General features: G+C 38.5%; 24 protein-coding genes and 1 riboswitch. Of the genes, 16 read left to right on the forward strand and 8 right to left on the reverse strand.

The genetic code is table 11. The annotated features are described in order from the left end of the window. Positions 1-57 precede the first annotated feature (57 nt). Complete coding sequence (locus LIS78_RS02740; protein ID WP_195781279.1) at positions 58-1,812, forward strand: phospho-sugar mutase; 1,755 nt, start codon at positions 58-60, stop codon at positions 1,810-1,812. A gap of 34 nt (positions 1,813-1,846) precedes the next feature. Here the strand turns inward: LIS78_RS02740 and LIS78_RS02745 are convergent, their stop codons facing one another. Together LIS78_RS02745 and LIS78_RS02750 are read right to left on the reverse strand one after the other, a co-directional pair. After that, positions 1,847-2,455, reverse strand: coding sequence for a biotin transporter BioY (locus LIS78_RS02745; protein ID WP_013055266.1), 609 nt, complete (start codon positions 2,453-2,455; stop codon positions 1,847-1,849). Between the two features lie 210 nt (positions 2,456-2,665). Then, positions 2,666-2,917 carry a YhdB family protein gene (locus LIS78_RS02750; protein ID WP_013055267.1) on the reverse strand — a complete coding sequence of 84 codons (252 nt, stop codon included), beginning with the start codon at positions 2,915-2,917 and terminating at the stop codon, positions 2,666-2,668. A gap of 321 nt (positions 2,918-3,238) precedes the next feature. Here LIS78_RS02750 and LIS78_RS02755 point away from each other — a divergent pair, with 321 nt between their 5' ends. The 3 genes from LIS78_RS02755 (at position 3,239) to LIS78_RS02765 (ending at position 5,599) form a co-directional block, all read left to right on the forward strand. After that, a complete protein-coding gene (locus LIS78_RS02755; RefSeq protein ID WP_252284610.1) occupies positions 3,239-4,648 on the forward strand; it encodes a SpoVR family protein in 1,410 nt (469 codons plus the stop codon). A gap of 123 nt (positions 4,649-4,771) precedes the next feature. Beyond that, positions 4,772-5,101, forward strand: a complete 330-nt coding sequence (locus LIS78_RS02760; RefSeq protein WP_252284611.1) for an antibiotic biosynthesis monooxygenase family protein — start codon at positions 4,772-4,774, stop codon at positions 5,099-5,101. 66 nt (positions 5,102-5,167) lie between these two features. Further along, positions 5,168-5,599 carry an Rrf2 family transcriptional regulator gene (locus LIS78_RS02765; RefSeq protein ID WP_013081642.1) on the forward strand — a complete coding sequence of 144 codons (432 nt, stop codon included), beginning with the start codon at positions 5,168-5,170 and terminating at the stop codon, positions 5,597-5,599. Between the two features lie 52 nt (positions 5,600-5,651). Here LIS78_RS02765 and LIS78_RS02770 read toward each other — a convergent pair whose 3' ends face one another. After that, positions 5,652-6,647 (reverse strand): NADPH:quinone oxidoreductase family protein, encoded by a 996-nt coding sequence (locus LIS78_RS02770; protein ID WP_209150902.1) that lies wholly within the window; start codon positions 6,645-6,647, stop codon positions 5,652-5,654. Between the two features lie 179 nt (positions 6,648-6,826). On the opposite strand from LIS78_RS02770, the gene LIS78_RS02775 reads away from it, so the two are divergent. After that, the gene (locus LIS78_RS02775; protein WP_252284612.1) at positions 6,827-7,771 is read left to right on the forward strand and encodes a nucleoside hydrolase; all 945 of its coding nucleotides are present in this window, start codon (positions 6,827-6,829) and stop codon (positions 7,769-7,771) included. Between the two features lie 34 nt (positions 7,772-7,805). Here the strand turns inward: LIS78_RS02775 and LIS78_RS02780 are convergent, their stop codons facing one another. From LIS78_RS02780 to LIS78_RS02790, 3 genes are read right to left on the reverse strand one after another with little or no spacing between them, the layout of a single operon-like run. Then, a complete protein-coding gene (locus LIS78_RS02780; RefSeq protein ID WP_013081645.1) occupies positions 7,806-8,540 on the reverse strand; it encodes an amino acid ABC transporter ATP-binding protein in 735 nt (244 codons plus the stop codon). Positions 8,541-8,570: 30 nt separating this feature from the next. Further along, positions 8,571-9,275 carry an amino acid ABC transporter permease gene (locus tag LIS78_RS02785; protein WP_013055275.1) on the reverse strand — a complete coding sequence of 235 codons (705 nt, stop codon included), beginning with the start codon at positions 9,273-9,275 and terminating at the stop codon, positions 8,571-8,573. Then, positions 9,259-10,080 (reverse strand): amino acid ABC transporter substrate-binding protein, encoded by an 822-nt coding sequence (locus tag LIS78_RS02790; protein WP_013081647.1) that lies wholly within the window; start codon positions 10,078-10,080, stop codon positions 9,259-9,261. Before LIS78_RS02790 ends, LIS78_RS02785 begins: the two co-directional genes overlap by 17 nt. A 341-nt stretch (positions 10,081-10,421) precedes the next feature. Here LIS78_RS02790 and LIS78_RS02795 point away from each other — a divergent pair, with 341 nt between their 5' ends. From LIS78_RS02795 to thiD, 9 genes are all read left to right on the forward strand, one after another. Then, positions 10,422-10,820, forward strand: coding sequence for a fluoride efflux transporter FluC (locus LIS78_RS02795; protein WP_057274995.1), 399 nt, complete (start codon positions 10,422-10,424; stop codon positions 10,818-10,820). Next, on the forward strand, positions 10,821-11,210 hold the full coding sequence (crcB, locus tag LIS78_RS02800) for a fluoride efflux transporter CrcB (protein WP_195781274.1): 390 nt from the start codon (positions 10,821-10,823) through the stop codon (positions 11,208-11,210). It begins immediately after the preceding gene. A 47-nt stretch (positions 11,211-11,257) separates the two neighbouring features. After that, complete coding sequence (locus LIS78_RS02805; RefSeq protein WP_013055279.1) at positions 11,258-11,473, forward strand: hypothetical protein; 216 nt, start codon at positions 11,258-11,260, stop codon at positions 11,471-11,473. Between the two features lie 158 nt (positions 11,474-11,631). Continuing rightward, positions 11,632-11,733, forward strand: a riboswitch (TPP riboswitch). 121 nt (positions 11,734-11,854) lie between these two features. Next, positions 11,855-12,478 (forward strand): thiamine phosphate synthase, encoded by a 624-nt coding sequence (locus LIS78_RS02810; RefSeq protein WP_195781273.1) that lies wholly within the window; start codon positions 11,855-11,857, stop codon positions 12,476-12,478. Beyond that, positions 12,462-13,589: a glycine oxidase ThiO gene (gene thiO / locus LIS78_RS02815; protein WP_252284613.1), complete on the forward strand. Its 1,128-nt coding sequence runs from the start codon at positions 12,462-12,464 to the stop codon at positions 13,587-13,589. The genes LIS78_RS02810 and thiO overlap by 17 nt, the downstream gene beginning before the upstream one ends. Then, positions 13,586-13,789, forward strand: coding sequence for a sulfur carrier protein ThiS (gene thiS / locus LIS78_RS02820; protein ID WP_013055282.1), 204 nt, complete (start codon positions 13,586-13,588; stop codon positions 13,787-13,789). Before thiO ends, thiS begins: the two co-directional genes overlap by 4 nt. A 5-nt stretch (positions 13,790-13,794) precedes the next feature. Beyond that, positions 13,795-14,562, forward strand: a complete 768-nt coding sequence (locus LIS78_RS02825; protein WP_252284614.1) for a thiazole synthase — start codon at positions 13,795-13,797, stop codon at positions 14,560-14,562. Beyond that, positions 14,559-15,578: a thiazole biosynthesis adenylyltransferase ThiF gene (locus LIS78_RS02830; protein WP_195781270.1), complete on the forward strand. Its 1,020-nt coding sequence runs from the start codon at positions 14,559-14,561 to the stop codon at positions 15,576-15,578. The genes LIS78_RS02825 and LIS78_RS02830 overlap by 4 nt, the downstream gene beginning before the upstream one ends. Before the next feature lie 22 nt (positions 15,579-15,600). Further along, a complete protein-coding gene (thiD, locus tag LIS78_RS02835) occupies positions 15,601-16,410 on the forward strand; it encodes a bifunctional hydroxymethylpyrimidine kinase/phosphomethylpyrimidine kinase (RefSeq protein ID WP_252284615.1) in 810 nt (269 codons plus the stop codon). Between the two features lie 30 nt (positions 16,411-16,440). On the opposite strand, the gene gpmA is transcribed toward thiD, so the two are convergent. Further along, positions 16,441-17,166 carry a 2,3-diphosphoglycerate-dependent phosphoglycerate mutase gene (gene gpmA / locus LIS78_RS02840; RefSeq protein ID WP_252284616.1) on the reverse strand — a complete coding sequence of 242 codons (726 nt, stop codon included), beginning with the start codon at positions 17,164-17,166 and terminating at the stop codon, positions 16,441-16,443. Positions 17,167-17,346: 180 nt separating this feature from the next. On the opposite strand from gpmA, the gene LIS78_RS02845 reads away from it, so the two are divergent. Then, entirely contained in the window at positions 17,347-17,544 is a 198-nt protein-coding gene (locus tag LIS78_RS02845; RefSeq protein ID WP_016762958.1) for a hypothetical protein, read from the forward strand. A 38-nt stretch (positions 17,545-17,582) separates the two neighbouring features. Here the strand turns inward: LIS78_RS02845 and LIS78_RS02850 are convergent, their stop codons facing one another. Continuing rightward, positions 17,583-18,203, reverse strand: a complete 621-nt coding sequence (locus LIS78_RS02850) for an NAD(P)-dependent oxidoreductase (protein ID WP_195781267.1) — start codon at positions 18,201-18,203, stop codon at positions 17,583-17,585. Positions 18,204-18,388: 185 nt separating this feature from the next. On the opposite strand from LIS78_RS02850, the gene LIS78_RS02855 reads away from it, so the two are divergent. Continuing rightward, on the forward strand, positions 18,389-19,654 hold the full coding sequence (locus LIS78_RS02855) for a hemolysin family protein (protein WP_252284617.1): 1,266 nt from the start codon (positions 18,389-18,391) through the stop codon (positions 19,652-19,654). Positions 19,655-19,711 lie beyond the last annotated feature (57 nt).

The following is a 19,711-nucleotide window of genomic DNA, read 5'->3' on the forward strand; positions in this document are numbered from 1 at the left end:
CGATTACTCGTTTTTCTCTTTTCATACATATTTACATTTATATAAGGGGGTTTTTTTATGAGTTGGAAAGAAACGTATACATCTTGGATTAATCATCCAAATTTAGATCCTGAATTACGTCAAAATTTAGACGCAATCAAAGGTGATGAAAAACAATTAGAAGATAGTTTTTACAAAACATTGGAATTTGGAACAGGCGGAATGCGTGGGGAAATTGGAGCGGGTACAAACCGTATGAATACGTATACAATCCGAAAAGCTTCCGAAGGCTTTGCTGAGTACATTAAACAAGCTGGCGAAGAAGCTATCAAGCAAGGCGTAGTCATTGCGTATGATTCTCGCCACAAATCGCCTGAATTTGCGATGGAAGCAGCAAAAACATTAGCAAGTCACGGAATTAAAACGTATGTATTTGAAGAGCTAAGACCAACACCTGAACTTTCATTTGCAGTGCGTGAGTTAAACGCATTTGGAGGTATTGTTATTACAGCGAGCCACAATCCTCCTGAATATAACGGATACAAAGTATATGGTCCAGACGGTGGTCAGCTGCCGCCAAAAGAAGCTGATGAACTAGTTGGCTTTGTAAATGCTGTGGAAAATGAACTTACATTAGCTGTTCAATCTGAAGCGGAGCTAAAAGAAAAAGGTCTTATTGAAATGATTGGTTCAGCGATTGACGAAGCATACAATGAGAAACTAAAAACGATTTTAATTAATCCAGAGCTAGCTTCTAAAACAGGTAAAGACTTAAAGGTAGTTTTTACACCTCTACATGGTACAGCTAATAAGCCAGTTCGCAACGCGCTTCAATCCATCGGTTACGAAAATGTCACGGTTATCGAAGAACAAGAACTTCCTGATCCAAATTTCTCGACGGTTAAATCTCCGAATCCTGAAGAGCCAGCTGCATTTGAATATGCTGTTCGTAAAGGAAAAGAAATTGATGCAGATATCTTAATCGCAACGGATCCAGATGCAGACCGTTTAGGAATTGCTGTCAAAGATCCAAGCGGCGAATATGCGTTATTAACAGGAAACCAAACGGGCGCTTTATTGCTTCACTATTTGCTTTCTCAAAAGAAAGAAAAAGGCGTGCTGCCTGCTAATGGCGTTGTGTTAAAAACGATTGTAACGTCAGAAATCGGCGCACAAATTGCTCGTTCATTTGGACTGCAAGTTGTTGACACTCTAACAGGTTTTAAATTTATCGGTGAAAAAATTAAGCAATATGAGCAAACGGGCGAGTATACATTCCAATTCGGTTATGAAGAAAGCTACGGCTATTTAATTGGTGACTTTGCTCGTGACAAAGACGCTGTACAAGCAGCCATTCTAGCAGTAGAAGCTTGTGCTTATTATAAAAAGCAGGGCATGACGCTATATGAAGCGCTTCAGCAAGTATTTACTAAATATGGTTTCTATCGTGAAGGTCTGAAATCTTTAACGCTTAAAGGAAAAGAAGGATCTGAGCAAATTCAGCATATTTTGGCTACATTTAGAAATGAACCTCCTACTGACATTGCGGGATTAAATGTTTCGGTTGTAGAGGATTATACATTAAGTGAGCGTCAGCATATTAAAGCAGGAAAAGTAGAAGAAATTACATTACCAAAATCAAATGTATTAAAATATATCTTAGAAGACGGTTCTTGGTTCTGCCTTCGTCCGTCTGGTACAGAGCCAAAGGTGAAGTTCTATTTTGGCGTCGTGTCAGAAGATGAAGCAACGAGCATTGCCCATTTAGAAGCTGTACAAACAGCTGTAATGGGTGAAGTAGAACGTGTATTAGATAAAGTGAAAACGGTATAAAAGTAAAGCCTGCTCAAACTTGAGCAGGCTTCTTTTATGATACTTTATTTGATTGCGTATTTGACAAATATGAAGAAGATCGTAGGGCTTTATAAATTCTCGGAGCAAGCATAGCCCCAAGAACAGTAAAAATAAGATCCTTTACCGCAAACCACGACATAATCTTCCAAGCGGCTGCATATGTCATTGCAGGAGCTTCAAGCCAGTAATTAACCGCTACATACATATACGTAGTACCAATTAAATAAATAACTGCAATACCAACTAGCGATGAAATTAAAAAGATAGAAAAAGTTGGCTTGCCGCGCATTTCCATAATTTTTCCCGTGATAAATGCAGCTACAATATAAGAAAGCAAAAAGCCGCCGGTGCTTCCAAATAAAATGCCAATTCCTGCTTTAAATTGAGCAAATACCGGAGCGCCGGCAATGCCAATTAATACGTATACAATCATCGAAATAGAACCCATTCGGCTCCCAAGTAAAAGTCCTGCTAATATAACAAAAAAAGGCTGAAGTGAAAGAGGCACGCCGCCTACTTGTAAAAAAGGTGCCCAAGAAGTAATGTTTGCACCAATAGCCATAAGAGCTGCAAACATACCAGCTAGCGTTAAATCTAATGTGCGAAACCTTTTAGTACTCATATATGTTCCTCCCAGTATGTACTGAAATATCTTAGCGTATGTATTGAAGATTGTACGTCGAATTCACTTTTATGTCAACGATAAAAATAAATATGTTTACATATATTATTTAATGTTTTTTGAAATAAAGCATGCATATTTTTAGTGCAACATAAAAAAATAAAGAAGGGAATTCATCCCTTCTTTGTCCAAGTGTGTGTATCAAAAATACTAGTACAATGATTCTTCCAGAAGCTCCGGGTTGTGCTCCGAATATTCCGTTGCATGATCAATGTAGCGTAGTAAAGAATAGAGCTCTTCTTGAATGATGCGGTAGTTTCGTTCAAAATTGTAGGCGTGCAAAAAATGTTCAATCTTTTTTGAAAGAAAATCGTCGTCTGTTCGAACCATTAAAATTAATAAGTTATCCCATTGTGAACGGTGTGTGTAATATAAAGCTCGATCATAATCAATTACATCCATTAATAACGTTCCTCCTTTTGAGGAGTTGAAATTAGTGTATGATATTTGCGGGAATTCTTACGCTGTAAATGTTGGGCAAAAGACCAGTGCATAATTAAAAGAGGTTGTAGTCATTATGCAAGAAGAATAAACGTACAGCACCGGATAAATGATAAGAAAGGCAAAGAATGATGCAGCGTAACAGTTATATTACATTCATTATTTAAGACAACTAAATAAAAATCCCCTTTTCTTGAAAAAATGAATCTTCTTTTTGATGAAAACACATGAATTGACATGTTTGTACATAGATTGAAGTAAGGAGTGAAAGGGGGAGCTGTCGTGAAAGAAGCAGATTATAAGCAATTATACCGTGCGATTGATGAAATTACGGAAATAGCTAGCGGTTTCGGTTTGGATTTTTATCCGATGCGCTATGAAATTTGCCCGGCAGATATTATTTATACGTTTGGTGCATATGGGATGCCAACTCGTTTTTCACATTGGAGCTTTGGAAAACAATTTTACAAAATGAAATTACACTACGATCTTGGATTGAGTAAAATTTATGAATTAGTTATCAATTCAGATCCTTGTTATGCATTTTTATTGGATTCCAATGCGCTTATTCAGAATAAATTAATTGTAGCTCACGTGTTAGCCCACTGTGACTTCTTTAAAAATAACAGCCGTTTTGCCAACACTAAACGGGATATGGTAGAAAGTATGGCAGCGACTGCTGATCGAATTAAAGAATACGAAGTAAAGCACGGTAAGCGTGAAGTAGAAAAGTTTTTGGATGCTGTCCTATCGATTCAGGAACATATTGATCCGTCTCTTATGCGTGCCAAGCTTTCTTGGAGCATAGATGATGTAGAATCAGCGGAAGAAGAAAGCATTTCTCCTTACGATGATTTATGGAATTTGGATTATAAAGAAAAGAAAAAACCAAAACCTCCAAAGTCTTTTAAAAAATTTCCGCCTCAGCCTGAAAAAGACATCTTATTATTTATTGAAGAATACAGCCCTTATTTAGAGGATTGGCAGCGGGATATTTTAACGATGATGCGAGAAGAAATGCTTTATTTCTGGCCGCAGCTTGAAACAAAAATTATGAATGAAGGCTGGGCTTCTTTCTGGCATCAGCGCATTATTCGAGAAATGGACTTAACGAGTGATGAAGCGATAGAATTCGCCAAGCTAAATGCAGGGGTTGTGCAGCCGTCTAAGACGGGAATCAATCCATATTATTTAGGATTAAAAATCTTTGAAGACATTGAAGAACGCTACAATAATCCAACAGAAGATATGATTCGCCGGGGCGTGGAGCCCGGATCAGGAAGAGAGAAGATGTTTGAGGTACGTGAGGTTGAATCAGATATTTCCTTTATCCGCAATTACTTAACAAAAGATTTAGTCATGCGGGAGGATATGTACTTATTCCAAAAACAAGGAAAAGACTATAAAATCGTCGACAAAGAGTGGACAGAAGTTAGAGATCAGCTTGTTAATATGCGCGTAAACGGCGGATTTCCTTACATCACAGTAACCAATGGAGACTATTTAAAAAATGGAGAGCTCTATTTAAAACACTGGTATGAAGGAATTGAATTAGATGTCAAATACTTAGAAAAAGTGGTACCGTACGTTCATCAGCTTTGGGGCCGCCCCGTTCATTTAGAAACGGTAATGGAAGGCAAGCCAATCGCCTTTACGTATGATGGAAAAACAGTGCATAGAAAACATTTGTAAAAAAGAAGACCGCTTAAACAGCGGTCTTTTTGGGCTTCTGTAACTTATCCATATAAATTGAAAAAATAAAATTACTATGCAATAATCGAATGAGAATTACTTTCATTTAGAAAGGAAGATAAGATGTTTGTTGTAAACGCAAGTTTTGAAACAGAAAAGAAATTTGAAGAACAGCTCAAGCAAAAAGCTAAGAAAAACAAAACAGAAATTGAGGCAGCCAAAGGAAATTTATCGTTCGAATGCTGGAAAAAAGATTCCGCAGATAAAGTTGAATATGTCTTTGTATCCAAGTGGGAAGACAAGCAGTTCTTTCAAGCGTGGATCTCAAGAGAAGAACATGTGAACGAACATAAAGAAGCGAATAAAAAGAAAACGAAAGCATTTTCTGAAGCTATGGAAATCAAGAAAACGCTGCGCTTTTATGAGGCGGTAGAAGAGGACATTCTTTCCTAAAAAAGCATGCTTGACTTTCAAAAATGTTGTAACTATAATGATTACAACAAAATAGGAGTGAGAGCAATGAAAATTAGCAGTCGATTCACCGTGGCCGTTCACATACTATCTTTAATTAAAGTAGATAGCAGTCATCCTAGTACTTCAGAGTGGATTGCTAGCAGTGTAAATACAAATCCTGTTGTTATAAGACGAGTAATTGGGATGTTAAAGAAAGCTGGACTCGTGGGTGTAAAAGCCGGAGCTGGCGGAGCTTATCTATTGAAAGATTTAGAAGAGATAACGTTGTTAGACGTTTATCGAGCGGTGGCGGCAGTGGAAGAAGGAGAATTGTTTCAAATGCATGAAAATCCTAATGTGGAGTGTCCTGTAGGAGCCAATATTCAAAGTGTCCTTGAATTGATTTTAAAACGTTCTCAAGATGCCATGGAACAAGTCTTAGCCGATGTGACCATGAAAGAATTAGTGACGGATTTAATAGCAAAAATAGATGCATAATAACATGCTTCTGTTCGTAAAAAAACGGAGAAACCCAGGTTTCTCCGTTTTTTTATAGCTTTACAATTGTTCGTCCTCGAGCTTGTCCTTGTAATAAAGTCGGAAGTACCTCAGGGAGCTGTTGTAGTGAAATTTCCTGCTGAATGAAAGGTTCGAAGCTTTCAGGCTTAAAGTCATTAGCGAGTCTATTCCAAATCTCTTTTCGAGTAGGCATTGGGCAGTAAACAGAATCGATACCTAATAAATTAATCCCTCTTAAAATGAAGGGAAAGACGGTTGTTGGCACTTTGCCTCCAGCTGTTAGCCCGCTGACAGCTACAGAGCCTCCGTACTGAATTTGACTGAGGACAGAAGCTAGAGGCTCTCCGCCCACAGGATCCACTGCAGCGGCCCATTTTTGCTTGCCTAATGCTTTTAATTTGCCGTTATAAACGTCTTCACGCGCTACAATAGAGGAAGCGCCAAGCTCTTTCAAATAAGCTGCTTCCGAGCTTTTTCCCGTACTTGCTTCCACTGTGTAGCCTAATTTTGAAAGAATGGCAACCGCAAAGCTTCCTACACCTCCCGTAGCGCCTGTTACAAGCACAGAGCCATTAGATGGACTAGTATGGTTTTCCTCTAAGCGATGCACAGATAAAGCAGCTGTAAAGCCAGCTGTTCCGATAATCATTGCTTCTTTTAACGTTAAATTTTCAGGAAGAGGGACAATCCATTCGCTGCGTATGCGCGCATACTCACTATAGCCTCCAAAGTGTGATACGCCAATGTCATAGCTTGTTGCGATGACACGATCACCTTCTTTAAAATCAGGGCTGTCAGAAGATACAACGACTCCTGCTAGGTCGATTCCTGGGACAAATGGATAGCTTGTCACAATATTGCCGTTTGCGATGCTGGCTAAGCTATCTTTATAATTCACCCCTGAATAATGAACGCGAATAAGTACATCCCCTTCTGGCAAATCGTTTAGCGTCAATTCTTGGACGGACGTCTGGACTTGGTCTTCACTTTTTTTATCTACTATTAATGCTGAAAATGATTGCTCCATTTTATTTCTCCTTTCTATACTGAGATGTATATATCTATACATAGATTACCTTATTTCTATACCCATTATAGAAAATAGTAAAAGAAGTTCCTAATACTTTGATTACGAAAGAGATTATTTCATTATAAAATAGCGGTATAGCTATTAGTTAGCAATACATAGAAAAGAGGAGAAGAGAAATGAGTACAAACATATATTTTAACCATGATGCAGGTATTGATGATTTAGTATCACTTTTTTTACTGCTGCAAATGGATGATGTAAAGGTAACGGGAGTATCTGTTATTCCTGCTGACGGATACTTAGAACCGGGTATCAGCGCAAGCCAAAAAATTATTGATCGTTTTGGAAGTTATGATATCGAGGTAGCCAAATCTACTTCACGCGGTATGAATCCATTTCCAAAAGAATGGCGCATGCATACGTTTTATGTGGATGCGCTGCCGATTTTAAATGAAAAAGGGAAAGTGCAAACAAAAATAAGTCAGCTGCCTGCTCACGATCATTTAATTGAAACATTGCAGCACACAGCCGGGAAAACGACTTTATTATTTACAGGACCGTTAACTGATTTAGCAAGAGCACTTGAAAAAGCGCCGGAAATAGAAGAGAAAATTGATAAGTTAGTGTGGATGGGCGGTACATTTCAAGAAGTAGGAAATGTACAGGAACCTGAACATGATGGAACGGCGGAGTGGAATGCTTTTTGGGATCCAGAAGCAGTAGCAAAAGTATGGGAAAGCAAAATTAAAATTGAGATGGTTGCTTTAGAAAGCACGAATCAAGTTCCCTTAACGCCGGCTATTCGTCAAATGTGGGCTTCGCTTCGAAGATACGAAGGAGTAGACTTTGTAGGGCAGTGCTACGCGGCCTGCCCGCCGCTTGTCCACGTTGAAACCAATTCAACATATTATTTGTGGGATGTACTCACAACAGCATTTACAGGGAATTCAACACTTGTGAAGGTAAAAACCGTTTCGAGTATTGTGCATACAGAAACACCGAGCCAAGGAAGAACAGAAATTTCCGAAGAGGGACGACCTGTAGATGTCGTATATGATGTCACAGCCGAAGCGTTCTTTATGTACATTACAGATTTAATGAAAAAAGCAGTAGCCAAATAAAGAAAAAGGTTGCACATGAAAGTGTGCAACCTTTTTAATGAATCATATTCAAGAATTGACGTGTCCGCTCTTGTTGAGGATTTGAAAATATTTGATCCGGTGTACCTCTTTCCATAATGACACCTTGATCCATAAAAATAACTTCATCTGCTACTTCACGGGCAAAGCGCATTTCGTGAGTTACCACCACCATCGTCATTCCTTCTTTTGCCAAGTCTTTCATCGCTTGAAGAACGTCTCCTACAAGCTCAGGATCAAGAGCTGAAGTAGGCTCATCAAACAGCATAACTTTTGGGTCCATCGCCATTGCTCTGGCGATGCCAACACGCTGTTGTTGTCCGCCAGACAGCTGGAAAGGATAAAAGTCAAGCTTATCTCCTAAGCCAACTCGTGTTAATAATTCTTTCCCTCTTTTTTCTGCTTCTTGAGTAGAAACGCCTTTTACAATTACAGGACCTTCCATAACATTTTCAAGCGCACTTTTATGAGGAAACAAGTTATAGTTTTGAAAGACCATACCTGTTAGGCTTCGAAATGAAGTAATGTCTTTTTTACGAACAGGTTTGGTGAAATTCATGCTTTTTTTATCAAGTTCAATCGTGCCGTCTGTTGGGATTTCTAAAAGATTTAAGCAACGTAAAAAAGTAGTTTTACCCGATCCAGAAGGACCAATTAATACAATTACCTTGCCCTGTTCAACTTCTAAATCAATCCCTTTTAATACTTGCAAATCACCGAATGATTTATGCAAATTTTTGATATTAATCATATGAAAAACTCCTTTAGCTACTTGAAACGGTTATTTAGATACGTAACGATCTAGTCTTATTTCAATGCGTCCTTGGATAATGGATAAGATTGTGCACATAATCCAGTACAAGAGCGCTGCTTCACTATAAAGAAGTAAAAATTCATAGTTAGTCGAAGCAATTTCTTGAGCTTTACGGAACATCTCAGAAACAAGAATAAGCGATGCAAGTGACGTATCTTTAATAAGGCTAATAAAAGAGTTAGATAATGGCGGAATCGATACACGTGCTGCTTGCGGTAAGATAATCCGTCTTAACGCTTGGGAATAGGTCATACCAAGTGAGTAGCCAGCTTCCCACTGGCCTTTAGGAATAGATTGAATCGCTGCTCGGATAATTTCAGATGCATACGCACCTACACTTAATGAAAATCCAATAATAGCAGAGATAAATGGGTCAATTGTTATATCTAAATTGGGTAAGCCGTAGAAAATAATAAATAATTGCACAAGCAGCGGTGTACCTCGAATAATCGATACATAGATGCGCGCAATTATATTTAAAACTTTTATAGATGATAAACGAGCCAAGGCTGTTAAGACAGCTAAAATGATACCGAGTACAAACGTGATTAATGTTAGTGGAATAGAATATTGAATAGCTCCCTTTAGCATTGGTAAGAGAGATGATTGAGCGATTGAAATCAATTGATTCAATCGCTCTCCATCAGGAAAAATATTATTTAGGAGAAACATCTTCGCCAAACCATTTCTTAGAAATTTTTGCGTACGTTCCGTCTTTTTTCATATCTTTTAATGCTTTGTTTACTTCATCCACTAACTTACCGCTGTCTTTTCTAAACATAAAGCCGCTTGCAGCACCATCGGATTTTTCATCCGCGATTTTGATAGGTGCGTTAGGGTGCTTTTTCTTATAGTCAAGGAACGATAATTTATCGTTGATTGTAGCATCAACACGGTTTGCGCTCATTAGTTCTACTGCTTGAGCAAAACCTTCAGCACTCGTAATGTTTGCACCATAAGATTGAGCCATGTCTTTATAGTTACTTGTTAATGACTGCGCTGATTTTTTTCCTTTTAAATCTTTAAATGATTTGATATCTTTTTCGTCTTTACGAACAATTAATACGGCGCCTGACTGGATGTATGGGTCAGAGAAATCGTATTTCTTTTGACGATCTTCACGAATACCCACTTCATTAGCAATCATGTCAAAGCGTTTAGCATCTAATCCGGCAAACATGCCATCCCACTGTGTTTCTTTGAACTCAGCTTTTACGCCAAGACGTTTAGCTACTTCTTGAGCCAATTCTACATCAAACCCAGTTAGCTTTTGTTTGTCATCATGAAAAGTGAACGGAGGGTATGTACCTTCAGTTCCAATTGTTAATACACCATCTTTTTTCACTTTATTATATAAATCCTCTTGTGAAGATTTATTGTCTCCATTGTTTGCTTCATTTTTTGAGCTAGAACCGCATGCGGCAAGCACAACTGTGAAAGCTAATAGTAGCGACAAAAGTGCAGCAAATTTCTTCATTTTCTAAACCCCCTAGTATTCTGATAGGAAATGATACTCTGTGATACTAAACAAGAACACAGCAAAAGTCAACAAAAAAAACTTATACGATTAATGTGACTTAAAATAAGGAAAATATACCTTCTATACACGGTTTGTCATAAGGATACAGAAAGATTTTAAAATTTGGATTAAGTGGATTTTTAAGGGAGATTTGAGGAGTAAAAAGGAAGTTTCATGCGACGATTTTCTCTTTCATTTTTTCATGACTTTTGGTGCAATAAACATATAGTTAAATGTTAAGGTAGAAATAAATTCCTTATGGTACACTTAAAGAAGAATTTATGAAACGGAGCGATATGATGAAAGCCATAAACTTAATCTCAATTGCCTTTGGTGCTATCGCTGGTACATATGCACGTTATTTGCTGAATCTTTCCTTATTATATACGGGCTATCCAATAGGAACGGTAATTGAAAACCTATTAGGAAGCTTCATACTAGGCCTCTTAACAGGATTTTTTGTGTGGAAAAAGCCAAAAGAATGGATAAAGCTTGGACTAGGAGTTGGCGTGTGCGGCGGTTTTACAACGTATTCAACGTTTGCAGGAGACGTCATTTCTCTCACTCAGCACCATTTATTTTGGGGAGCCATTTATGTCATTGTCTCTTTAGTAGGTGGAATCCTTCTTGCTTTAGCAGGCTATCTATGCGGTGAAGCGGCAGGGGAAAATTTAGTGAAAGTACATGAGGTGAAGTAAATGAGCATAGTGAGCTTGGCACTTGGCGGGGCAGCTGGAGGAATATGCCGTTATCTTTTAGGTTTAAAAGTTACAAAAACAGTTTCAAACCCTCCTTTTCCAGTATCAATGCTGTTTGTAAACTTGCTCGGTGCGTTTGGGCTTGGTCTTTTTTACGGTAGTTATTATGGAAAGGTTCCGAGTCATGCTTATGATGATTCAATATTTTTAATGATTGGCATTGGGTTTTTTGGTGCCTTTACCACTTTTTCAACGTTTAGTGTGGAAACCGTACAGTTAATTCGAGAAAAATCTTATCGAAAAGTGTTGGCGTACGTGGGGATTTCAGCATTTGGAACAGTTGGTTTATTTACAGTCGGTTTACTGGCAGGAACGTTTTTATTTAAGTAAAGAGAATGTTTCTAGTAGGGAAAAACAAAAAGACGGAGAAGTAGAGAATGGATAGAAAAGCAGAAGTTTGGAAATACATTTTGTTGATTGTAGCTGTTGCAGGTCAGATCATCGGTTTTTTATTTTTATTTATAAATGTTGTGGCGGCATTTATTTTTTACGGTTTTTATATTCTAACTTTTATTATGTTACTCCTGCTGTTTATATGGGATCGGAAAAAGGAAAAAGACAAAGAAGAATTTGACGACTATACCGATTACTAACCATATAAAAAGCAGAATGATGCGGTGCGCCGGGCCTCTTAGTGAAGAAGCTTAAAAGATACATCTATAAAAGGAAGAGAGCCGTAAGAGCATAAAGAGATATTGTATTTACATCTAGTTGTGTTATAATTTTAAGTGCGAAAACAAAATCAATAAATAGCAATCACTAGGGGAGCTTTTTGAAGCTGAGACGAATGTATTTCGGACCCTTTGAACCTGATCTGGTTTGGACCAGCGTAGGGAAGTGGCGATCATGTTTACATAACGATGCATGCTAACCACTCTACGTTGTAGAGTGGTTTTTTGTATGTAATAAAGCCCTCTACACAAGATGAGGTGATTGAAATTTCTCTTTATTCTGAATAGAAAGGTTTCGATCATGTGGATATTCCTAAATTTCATGTCATTACAACAGATAAGCAGCCAATCGAAGAGCTTCAAAAAATTTTAACGGCTATCGCGCCTTTTGCGGGCGCCGTTCATATTAGAGAAAAAGAGAAAACGGCAAAGCAGATTCAATGTTTACTAGAAAGCCTGCCATTTTGTCGCTCTAAAATTATTGTGAATGACCGAGTTGATGTAGCGCATGCTTTAAAAGCAAAAGGCGTACAGCTTGCCTATCATAGTTTAGACGTTTCGTTTGTTATAGACGCATTTCCTTCTCTTATTGTCGGAAAATCAGTTCACTCTGTGGAAGAGGCTTTAGAAGCTGAAAAAGATGGTGCTCACTACATTCTATACGGACATATTTATTCAACACATTCAAAAAAAGGATTAAAAAGTCGAGGGATAGCAGCACTAAAGGAAGTAGTAGACGCTGTACAGATACCGGTTATTGCCATTGGAGGAATTACACCTGTAAATGCCAAAGAGGTACTTCAAACAGGAGCACACGGCATAGCTGTGATGTCTGGTGTCATGCTTGCACAAGATCCCCTCAAAGCGATTAAACAATATTCTCATATATGGACATCTGGAGGTGGAGAAAATGAAGCAGCATTATGATGTACTGTTAATCGGAGGAGGTATAATCAGCTCTTCTATCGCTTATCATTTGTCAAAACAAGGAGCGTCAGTAGCTATTCTTGAGCGCAATCAAATTGGTTGTGAAGCTTCAAGTGCAGCCGCTGGTATTTTAGGTGCTCAAGCTGAAATTGATGAAGAAGGCCCTCTTTTAGACCTTGCTATTAAGAGCAGAAGCATGTTTCCTGAACTGGTGAAGGAACTAAAAGAAAAAACGGCTATCGACGTAGAGCTCATTCAAAAAGGCTTATTAAAAGTCGCTGTAACAGAAGAAGATGCACACGTATTAAAGAAAAAAGCCGCTCAGCACCACCGGTGGGATGAACATGTAAGATGGATCGATGTAAAAGAAGCGCGTTTGTTAGAACCCGGGCTCTCTCCAGACATATACGGAGCCATTACAATACCGGGAGACGGTCAGCTAGCTCCGGCTAAGTTAACGCAAGCTCTTGCTCATGGAGCCTTGTATCACGGAGCAGATGTATTCGAATACTGTGACGCTCATTCTCTTATTATGGAAAATGAAACAGTAAAAGGTGTACAGACGTCCAAAGGCTCTTTTTATGGAGAAAAAGTAGTTATTGCAGCAGGCTCATGGGCTAAACGCTTTATTTCTTCTGAACATTTAGGTCAGGTGTTTCCTGTAAAAGGGGAGTGTATTGCTCTTCAAAGTCATAAGCCGCTGCTTTCTAAAACGATTTTTTTAGATGAAGGTTTTTACTTAGTGCCTAAGACTGGTGGAAGAATCGTAATAGGGGCAACTAAGCTACAGCATGATTTTACCAAGACGGTTTCTGCACAAGGTATTCAATTTTTGCTGAATAAAGCTTCTGTGCTTCTGCCGGCCATTAAAGAAGCCACATTTGAAAAAGCATGGGCAGGTCTTCGTCCACAAACAAATGATGGTTGGCCTTATTTAGGAGAGCATCCTGAAATAGCGAATCTACACATGGCGTTTGGCCACTACCGAAACGGTATTTTATTAAGTGCTGCAACTGGAAAAATTATGGCTGATGCTTTGTTAGGGAAAAAGCCGAATCATTCATTTTTTACATCATTTCAGCTAACGAGAGTAATGGAGGGAGTTCATTGAATCTAATCATTAATGGTAAGACCGTCACTTTCGGAGATGAAATTGAAACGGTCGAGCACTTGTTGCAGGCTCAGAACCTGCATGAACGAGTGGTAATTGTTGAGCTAAACAAGAACATTTTGCAAAAAGAAGAACATAGCGATGCATGCTTAAAAGATGGCGATATATTAGAAGTTGTTTCATTTGTCGGAGGAGGATGAAGAGTATGTTAAAAATTGGACAATATACATTTAATTCACGTTTATTATTAGGAACAGGGAAATTTCCAGACTTTACGACTCAGCGTCAAGCGGTAGAAGAGTCGGAAACAGAAATTTTAACATTTGCTGTTAGACGAATGGATATTTTTGATCAAAATCAGCCTAATTTATTAGAAGCGCTTGATGTGAAGCGTTTCACTCTTTTGCCTAACACTGCTGGAGCAAAAAATGCAGAAGAGGCCGTACGTATTGCTAAATTAGCAAAGGCTTCTGGACTTTGTGACATGGTGAAAGTAGAAGTAATTGGATGTGATAAAACGCTGCTTCCTGATCCAGTTGAAACATTAAAAGCTAGTGAAGAACTGTTAAAAGAGGGCTTTACCGTTTTACCTTACACATCAGATGATGTTTTACTTGCGCGCCGTTTGGAAGAGTTAGGCGTACATGCCATTATGCCAGGAGCTTCGCCTATCGGTTCAGGTCAAGGTATTATTAATCCGTTGAACATGCGTTTTATCATTGAACAATCAACTGTTCCAGTAATTGTAGATGCAGGTATTGGAACAGCTTCAGACGCAGCTCAAGCTATGGAGCTAGGAGCAGATGGTGTGTTATTAAATACAGCTGTTTCAGGAGCAAAAGATCCTGTGAAAATGGCTCGTGCTATGAAGCTAGCGATTGAAGCAGGACGAGCAGCATTTGAAGCAGGACGTATTAAAAAGAAACAATATGCAACGGCAAGCAGTCCAACAGAAGGGATGAGTATCGGTTGATTAATCGTTATTCCCGCCAAGAATTGTTTCAACCTATTGGAAAAGGCGGACAGCAGCAAATTCAAGAAAAGCATGTTCTGATTGTAGGAGCAGGTGCTCTTGGAACAGGGAACGCCGAGGCCCTTGTGCGAGCGGGGGTAAAGAAAATAACGCTCATTGACCGGGACTATGTAGAGTGGAGCAACCTTCAGCGGCAGCAATTGTATAGTGAAAAAGATGCTGATAAAAGAATCCCAAAAGCAATTGCCGCTAAAAAACGGCTTCACGATATTAATCATGATGTAAAAGTAGAAGCGCACGTAGCAGACGGTACCCCTCAAGTTTTAGAACAGCTTGTTGAGGGGGTAGATGTTATGATTGATGCAACCGATAATTTTGACACACGCCTTGTAATGAATGATTTATCACAAAAATATGATATTCCTTGGATTTACGGAGCATGTGTAGGAAGTTATGGAATTAGTTATACTATCATACCAAGTGAAACACCGTGTTTATCCTGTTTGCTTGAATCTGTACCGCTTGGAGGGTTAACATGTGATACAGTGGGGATTATTAGTCCTGCTGTACAAATGGTAGTCGCTCATCAAGTAACAGAAGTGTTAAAAATATTAGTCGGAGACTGGAATGCGCTTAGGAGGGAACTTGTTTCGTTTGACGTATGGAAAAATGAGTATACGAGCATCAATGTGAACGTGTTTCGCAAATCTGCTTGCCGCTCATGCGGCAGTGAACAAACGTATCCCTTTTTACAATATGAAAATCAAACGAAAACAGCTGTGCTATGCGGAAGAAACACGGTACAAATCCGTCCGGGCAAATCAGCCAAGCAGCCGCTGCAGTCTTTAGGTGAACGATTAAAAGAAAAAGGATATAAAATTGAACAAAATCCGTATCTGCTTTCTTTTTATGTAGATGATTACCGTTTAGTGATGTTTCAAGATGGGCGCGTCTTTGTCCATGGAACAAACGATATAGTAGAAGCAAAGTCACTTTATCATCGGTATATTGGGTAAGAAAGAGATGGAGGTTTCAAGCATGACAGTACCAAAAGCATTAACCATTGCTGGATCAGACAGCGGTGGAGGAGCAGGCATTCAAGCAGATTTAAAAACATTTCAAGAGCGTGACGTTTTTGGCATGTCTGTTATTACAGCTGTGACTGCACAAAATACAGTTGGCGTTCAAGGAGTTTATCCTTTAGAAGTAGAAGCAGTTGAAACGCAGTTAGATTCAATTGCCACTGACTTATTTCCTAATGCAGTGAAGACAGGTATGTTGTTCAGTGCTGATATTATTTACGCAGTGGCTCGTAAAATCAAACAGTACGGACTGCAAAATGTTGTAGTTGATCCCGTTATGATTGCAAAAGGCGGTCAGTCTCTTCTTCAAAGAGAAGCTGTACAGGCTCTAAAAGAATTATTGCCTCTTTGTGAAGTCATTACGCCGAACATACCGGAGGCGGAAGTCATCACGGGTAAAGAAATTCACACGATTGAAGACAGAAAAGAAGCGGCAAAACAGATGCATGAGCTAGGTGTAAAGTACGTGGTAATTAAAGGCGGACATGATCAATCTCATCAAGATATGATTGATATAGTGTATGATGGTCATACGTACGTTGAAATCAAGCATGAAAAGATGAATACAAAGCATACACACGGAACGGGATGCACGTTTGCTGCTTGCGTCACGGCTGAACTAGCGAAAGGCAAAAGCGTGGTTGAAGCAGTTCAAACCGCTTCGGATTTTGTTCACTATGCGATTAAGCATACGCTTGAAATTGGTTCCGGACACGGTCCTACTAATCATTGGGCGTATAGAAAATACTTTCGTTCAAACATATAAAAAAACGTGCCTACAATCTAGGCACGTTTTTTATGAAGAAGGAATATGTGTAGGAATCTCTCCATCGATGCCTAAATAATAATGTCTAATGGGCTTTAAATTATCATCAAGCTCATAAACAAGCGGCACGCTTGTGGGAATATTCAAGTTCGCAATGCCATCAGGCGAAATGTTATCCAAATACTGCATCAGAGCTCTAATCGTATTACCGTGAGCGGAAATAATGACTCTTTTGCCAGCTTTAATAGAAGGAGCAATGATTTCATCCCAGTATTCAAGAACCCGCTTTTCTGTATCAGCTAAGTTTTCAGTTGCAGGAAATTGCCCTCTACTTAAGTCCTTATACTTCGGATTGGAAGCTTCATAGCGAATATCTGTTGTCTCTAAAGCAGGAGGGCGTTCGTCCATCGACCTTCTCCACAAATGTACTTGCTCTTCTCCAAATTTTTTTGCGGTTTCTTCTTTGTTCAAGCCTTGAAGAGCTCCGTAGTGACGTTCATTCAGCCTCCAAGATTTATATACGGGAATCCACATGAAGTCCATTTGATGTAAGATAATCCACAGAGTACGAATGGATCGTTTTAAAACAGAAGTATAGGCAATATCAAACACATACTCGTTTTTTTTTAATACTTTTCCGGCTTCTCGCGCTTCTTGCAATCCATTTTTAGAAAGGTCTACATCCGTCCAGCCTGTAAATTTATTTTCAAGGTTCCATACGCTTTGTCCATGCCGAATCAATACAAGTTTTATCATCATGTTCTCCTTTCAACAGTGACTAAGGACTATATTCTTTTTTATTATGAGAAGGAAAGAGTTTTTTATCCTAAAGCTGGGAAAAGGAGTTTTTATCATTTAGAAAAAGTGATGCCGAAAAGTAAAGCTTTAACTTTTTTACGCATATGATAAAAATAAAAAAGGAAGGGAAGATAGTGGATGAGTGACCAAGAACGTCAGATTCAAGCGCTGCACGGCCAGATTGAAGATTTAAAAGAAGAAATGTATCAAATGAAGCTTGATATTAGCACATTAGAGAAAGAAAAAGGAAAGCCTGTTTTGACACCGGCTCTCGTTGGTCAAATAGGAGGTTTTGTTCTAGGTGGATTAGCTATAATTGGTATTTTTTGGATGTAGAACTTCTCGTTTTGAAAACGAAAAGTTCTCCTGATTTTTCAATAAGCAATTCCAACGCGGCATTTGGAAAACTTTTGAGCCCATATCTCATGGTAGGTAAAGTGAGCGGTATCTCCCGTTGAAATTTTAACGGCATCTGGAGGTAAAATATCTTTTTCCACTCGATACGTGCCTGTTATTTCACCCTCAGGCAAGTATGTTGGGCATATAACAGTCCAGTTTAGATCACTTTCCTTCAAGTGTAAGTATCCTTTTAAATGATCTACTGCTGCTCTGGTAGTTTTACGCTTTGATTCATTTGATTGAAAACGATACTTTTCTGGTTCTGTTCGTGATTGTAAGATGCCTGCAGTTCCAATAGTAAGAATACGATGAACGCCGTAATGCTTCATGCTGTTTATAATAAGCGGCATACTTTTTGAAATCGTCTCTGCACCATCTGTATTTAACGCGCTGACTACGATATCTTGGTGCTTGAGGGCAAAGTTGATATTTTCTTGATGAAGTACATCGCCTTGTAAGATATGTAGGTTTGGATGACTAACCTTTAGCTTATTGCGGTCTCTAACAAGTACAGTAACGTCGTTTTCATCTTTTAGCATCATTTTTAATAAAGACTGTCCAACTCGCCCTGTAGAGCCTAATAGTAAAATTTTCATTGGCTACACTCCTCTATAAAAGATAGTATCTATTCTTTAGGATATACAATCTGTATACTTATTCATAATAAAAAGCATGCGTAGCATAAAGTAATACAAAGTTGATGAATGAAATATTCAACAACAAAAAAATTTGATATGATAAAAAGACAGAAAAATCAAAAAAACAGGAGAGTGAATGTCTTTTGGGAGACTTGCCTCTGAATCAAATGATGATATTAGTCGTTTTGCTTATGTTATCAGCTTTCTTTTCATCTGCTGAGACAGCCTTTTCTAGCGTAAATAAAATTCGTTTAAAACATTACGCTGAGAAAAAATATCGGGGAAGTAAAAAAGCGCTGCATATTGCTGAACACTTTGAGCAGACGCTATCGACAATTTTAGTAGGAAATGTTGTCGTAAACATTGCTGCGTCCTCTTTGGCAGCTAAAATTGCCCTCGATGTGTTTAAAGGAAACCTAGCACTTGTGATTAGTATCATCGTTATGACCATCATCATTTTGATTTTTGGTGAAGTCTTGCCAAAATCGTTAGCTAAAGAGCATGCCGAATCTTTTGCGCTGATGATTTCTTCCTTGTTATTTATTATTATTAAATTGTTAACCCCGATTTCCTTCTTATTTTTACAGGTAAAAAAAGGAACTTCTCGCTTGTTAACGTCTGCTCCTACACCAACGATTACAGAAGATGAAATTAAAGTGATGGTAGATTTAAGCGAAGAAGAAGGAACGATTAATAATATTGAAAAAGAGCTAGTTCATCGTTCACTCAATTTTAATGACATTGTGGTGGGGCAAATTTTAAAACCTAGAATAGATGTCACAGCAGTTGACGTAAATGCCGATATTGATTCGGTTTGTCAAATGTTTCTTGAAGAAAGATATTCGAGAGTCCCTGTATACGAAGATCATATTGATAATATTATTGGCATTTTATCAGAAAGAGAATTTTTAACCTGTTTAGTCCAAAGAAAAGAGATTTCTATTCGTGATTTGTTGAGACAACCTATTTTTGTAGTAGAATCCATGAAAATATCTGTTCTATTGCCAGAGCTCCAAAAAAGTAAGGTGCACATGGCAATTGTAGTTGATGAGTTTGGTGGAACGGCCGGTCTTGTGACCTTAGAGGATATATTAGAAGAAATTGTAGGAGAGATTTGGGATGAACATGATGAAACTGTTAAGTATGTACACCAGATAGGGGAAAAGGAGTACGAATTTAACGCCGACATTCCTATTGATGAATTTTTAACCTATATAGCGGTTAGTTCTCCTGACAGTACGTGCCATACCTTAGGGGGATGGATATATGAGCAGTTTGATCATATTCCTGCTAAAGGAGACTTTTTCTCATATGAAGAGATATTGTTTACCATTAAGGAAGTAGAAAATCGACGTATTCGCAAAGTTTCCGTCAAATCATTTGCGAATAAGAATGAGGAAGCTGATTAAAAGAAACTAGAAAGCGCTCCAAGAGATCTTGGAGCGCTAAAGCCATAATATGAAATT

This window comes from Priestia megaterium, from assembly GCF_023824195.1.
Lineage (GTDB): Bacteria > Bacillota > Bacilli > Bacillales > Bacillaceae_H > Priestia > Priestia megaterium_D.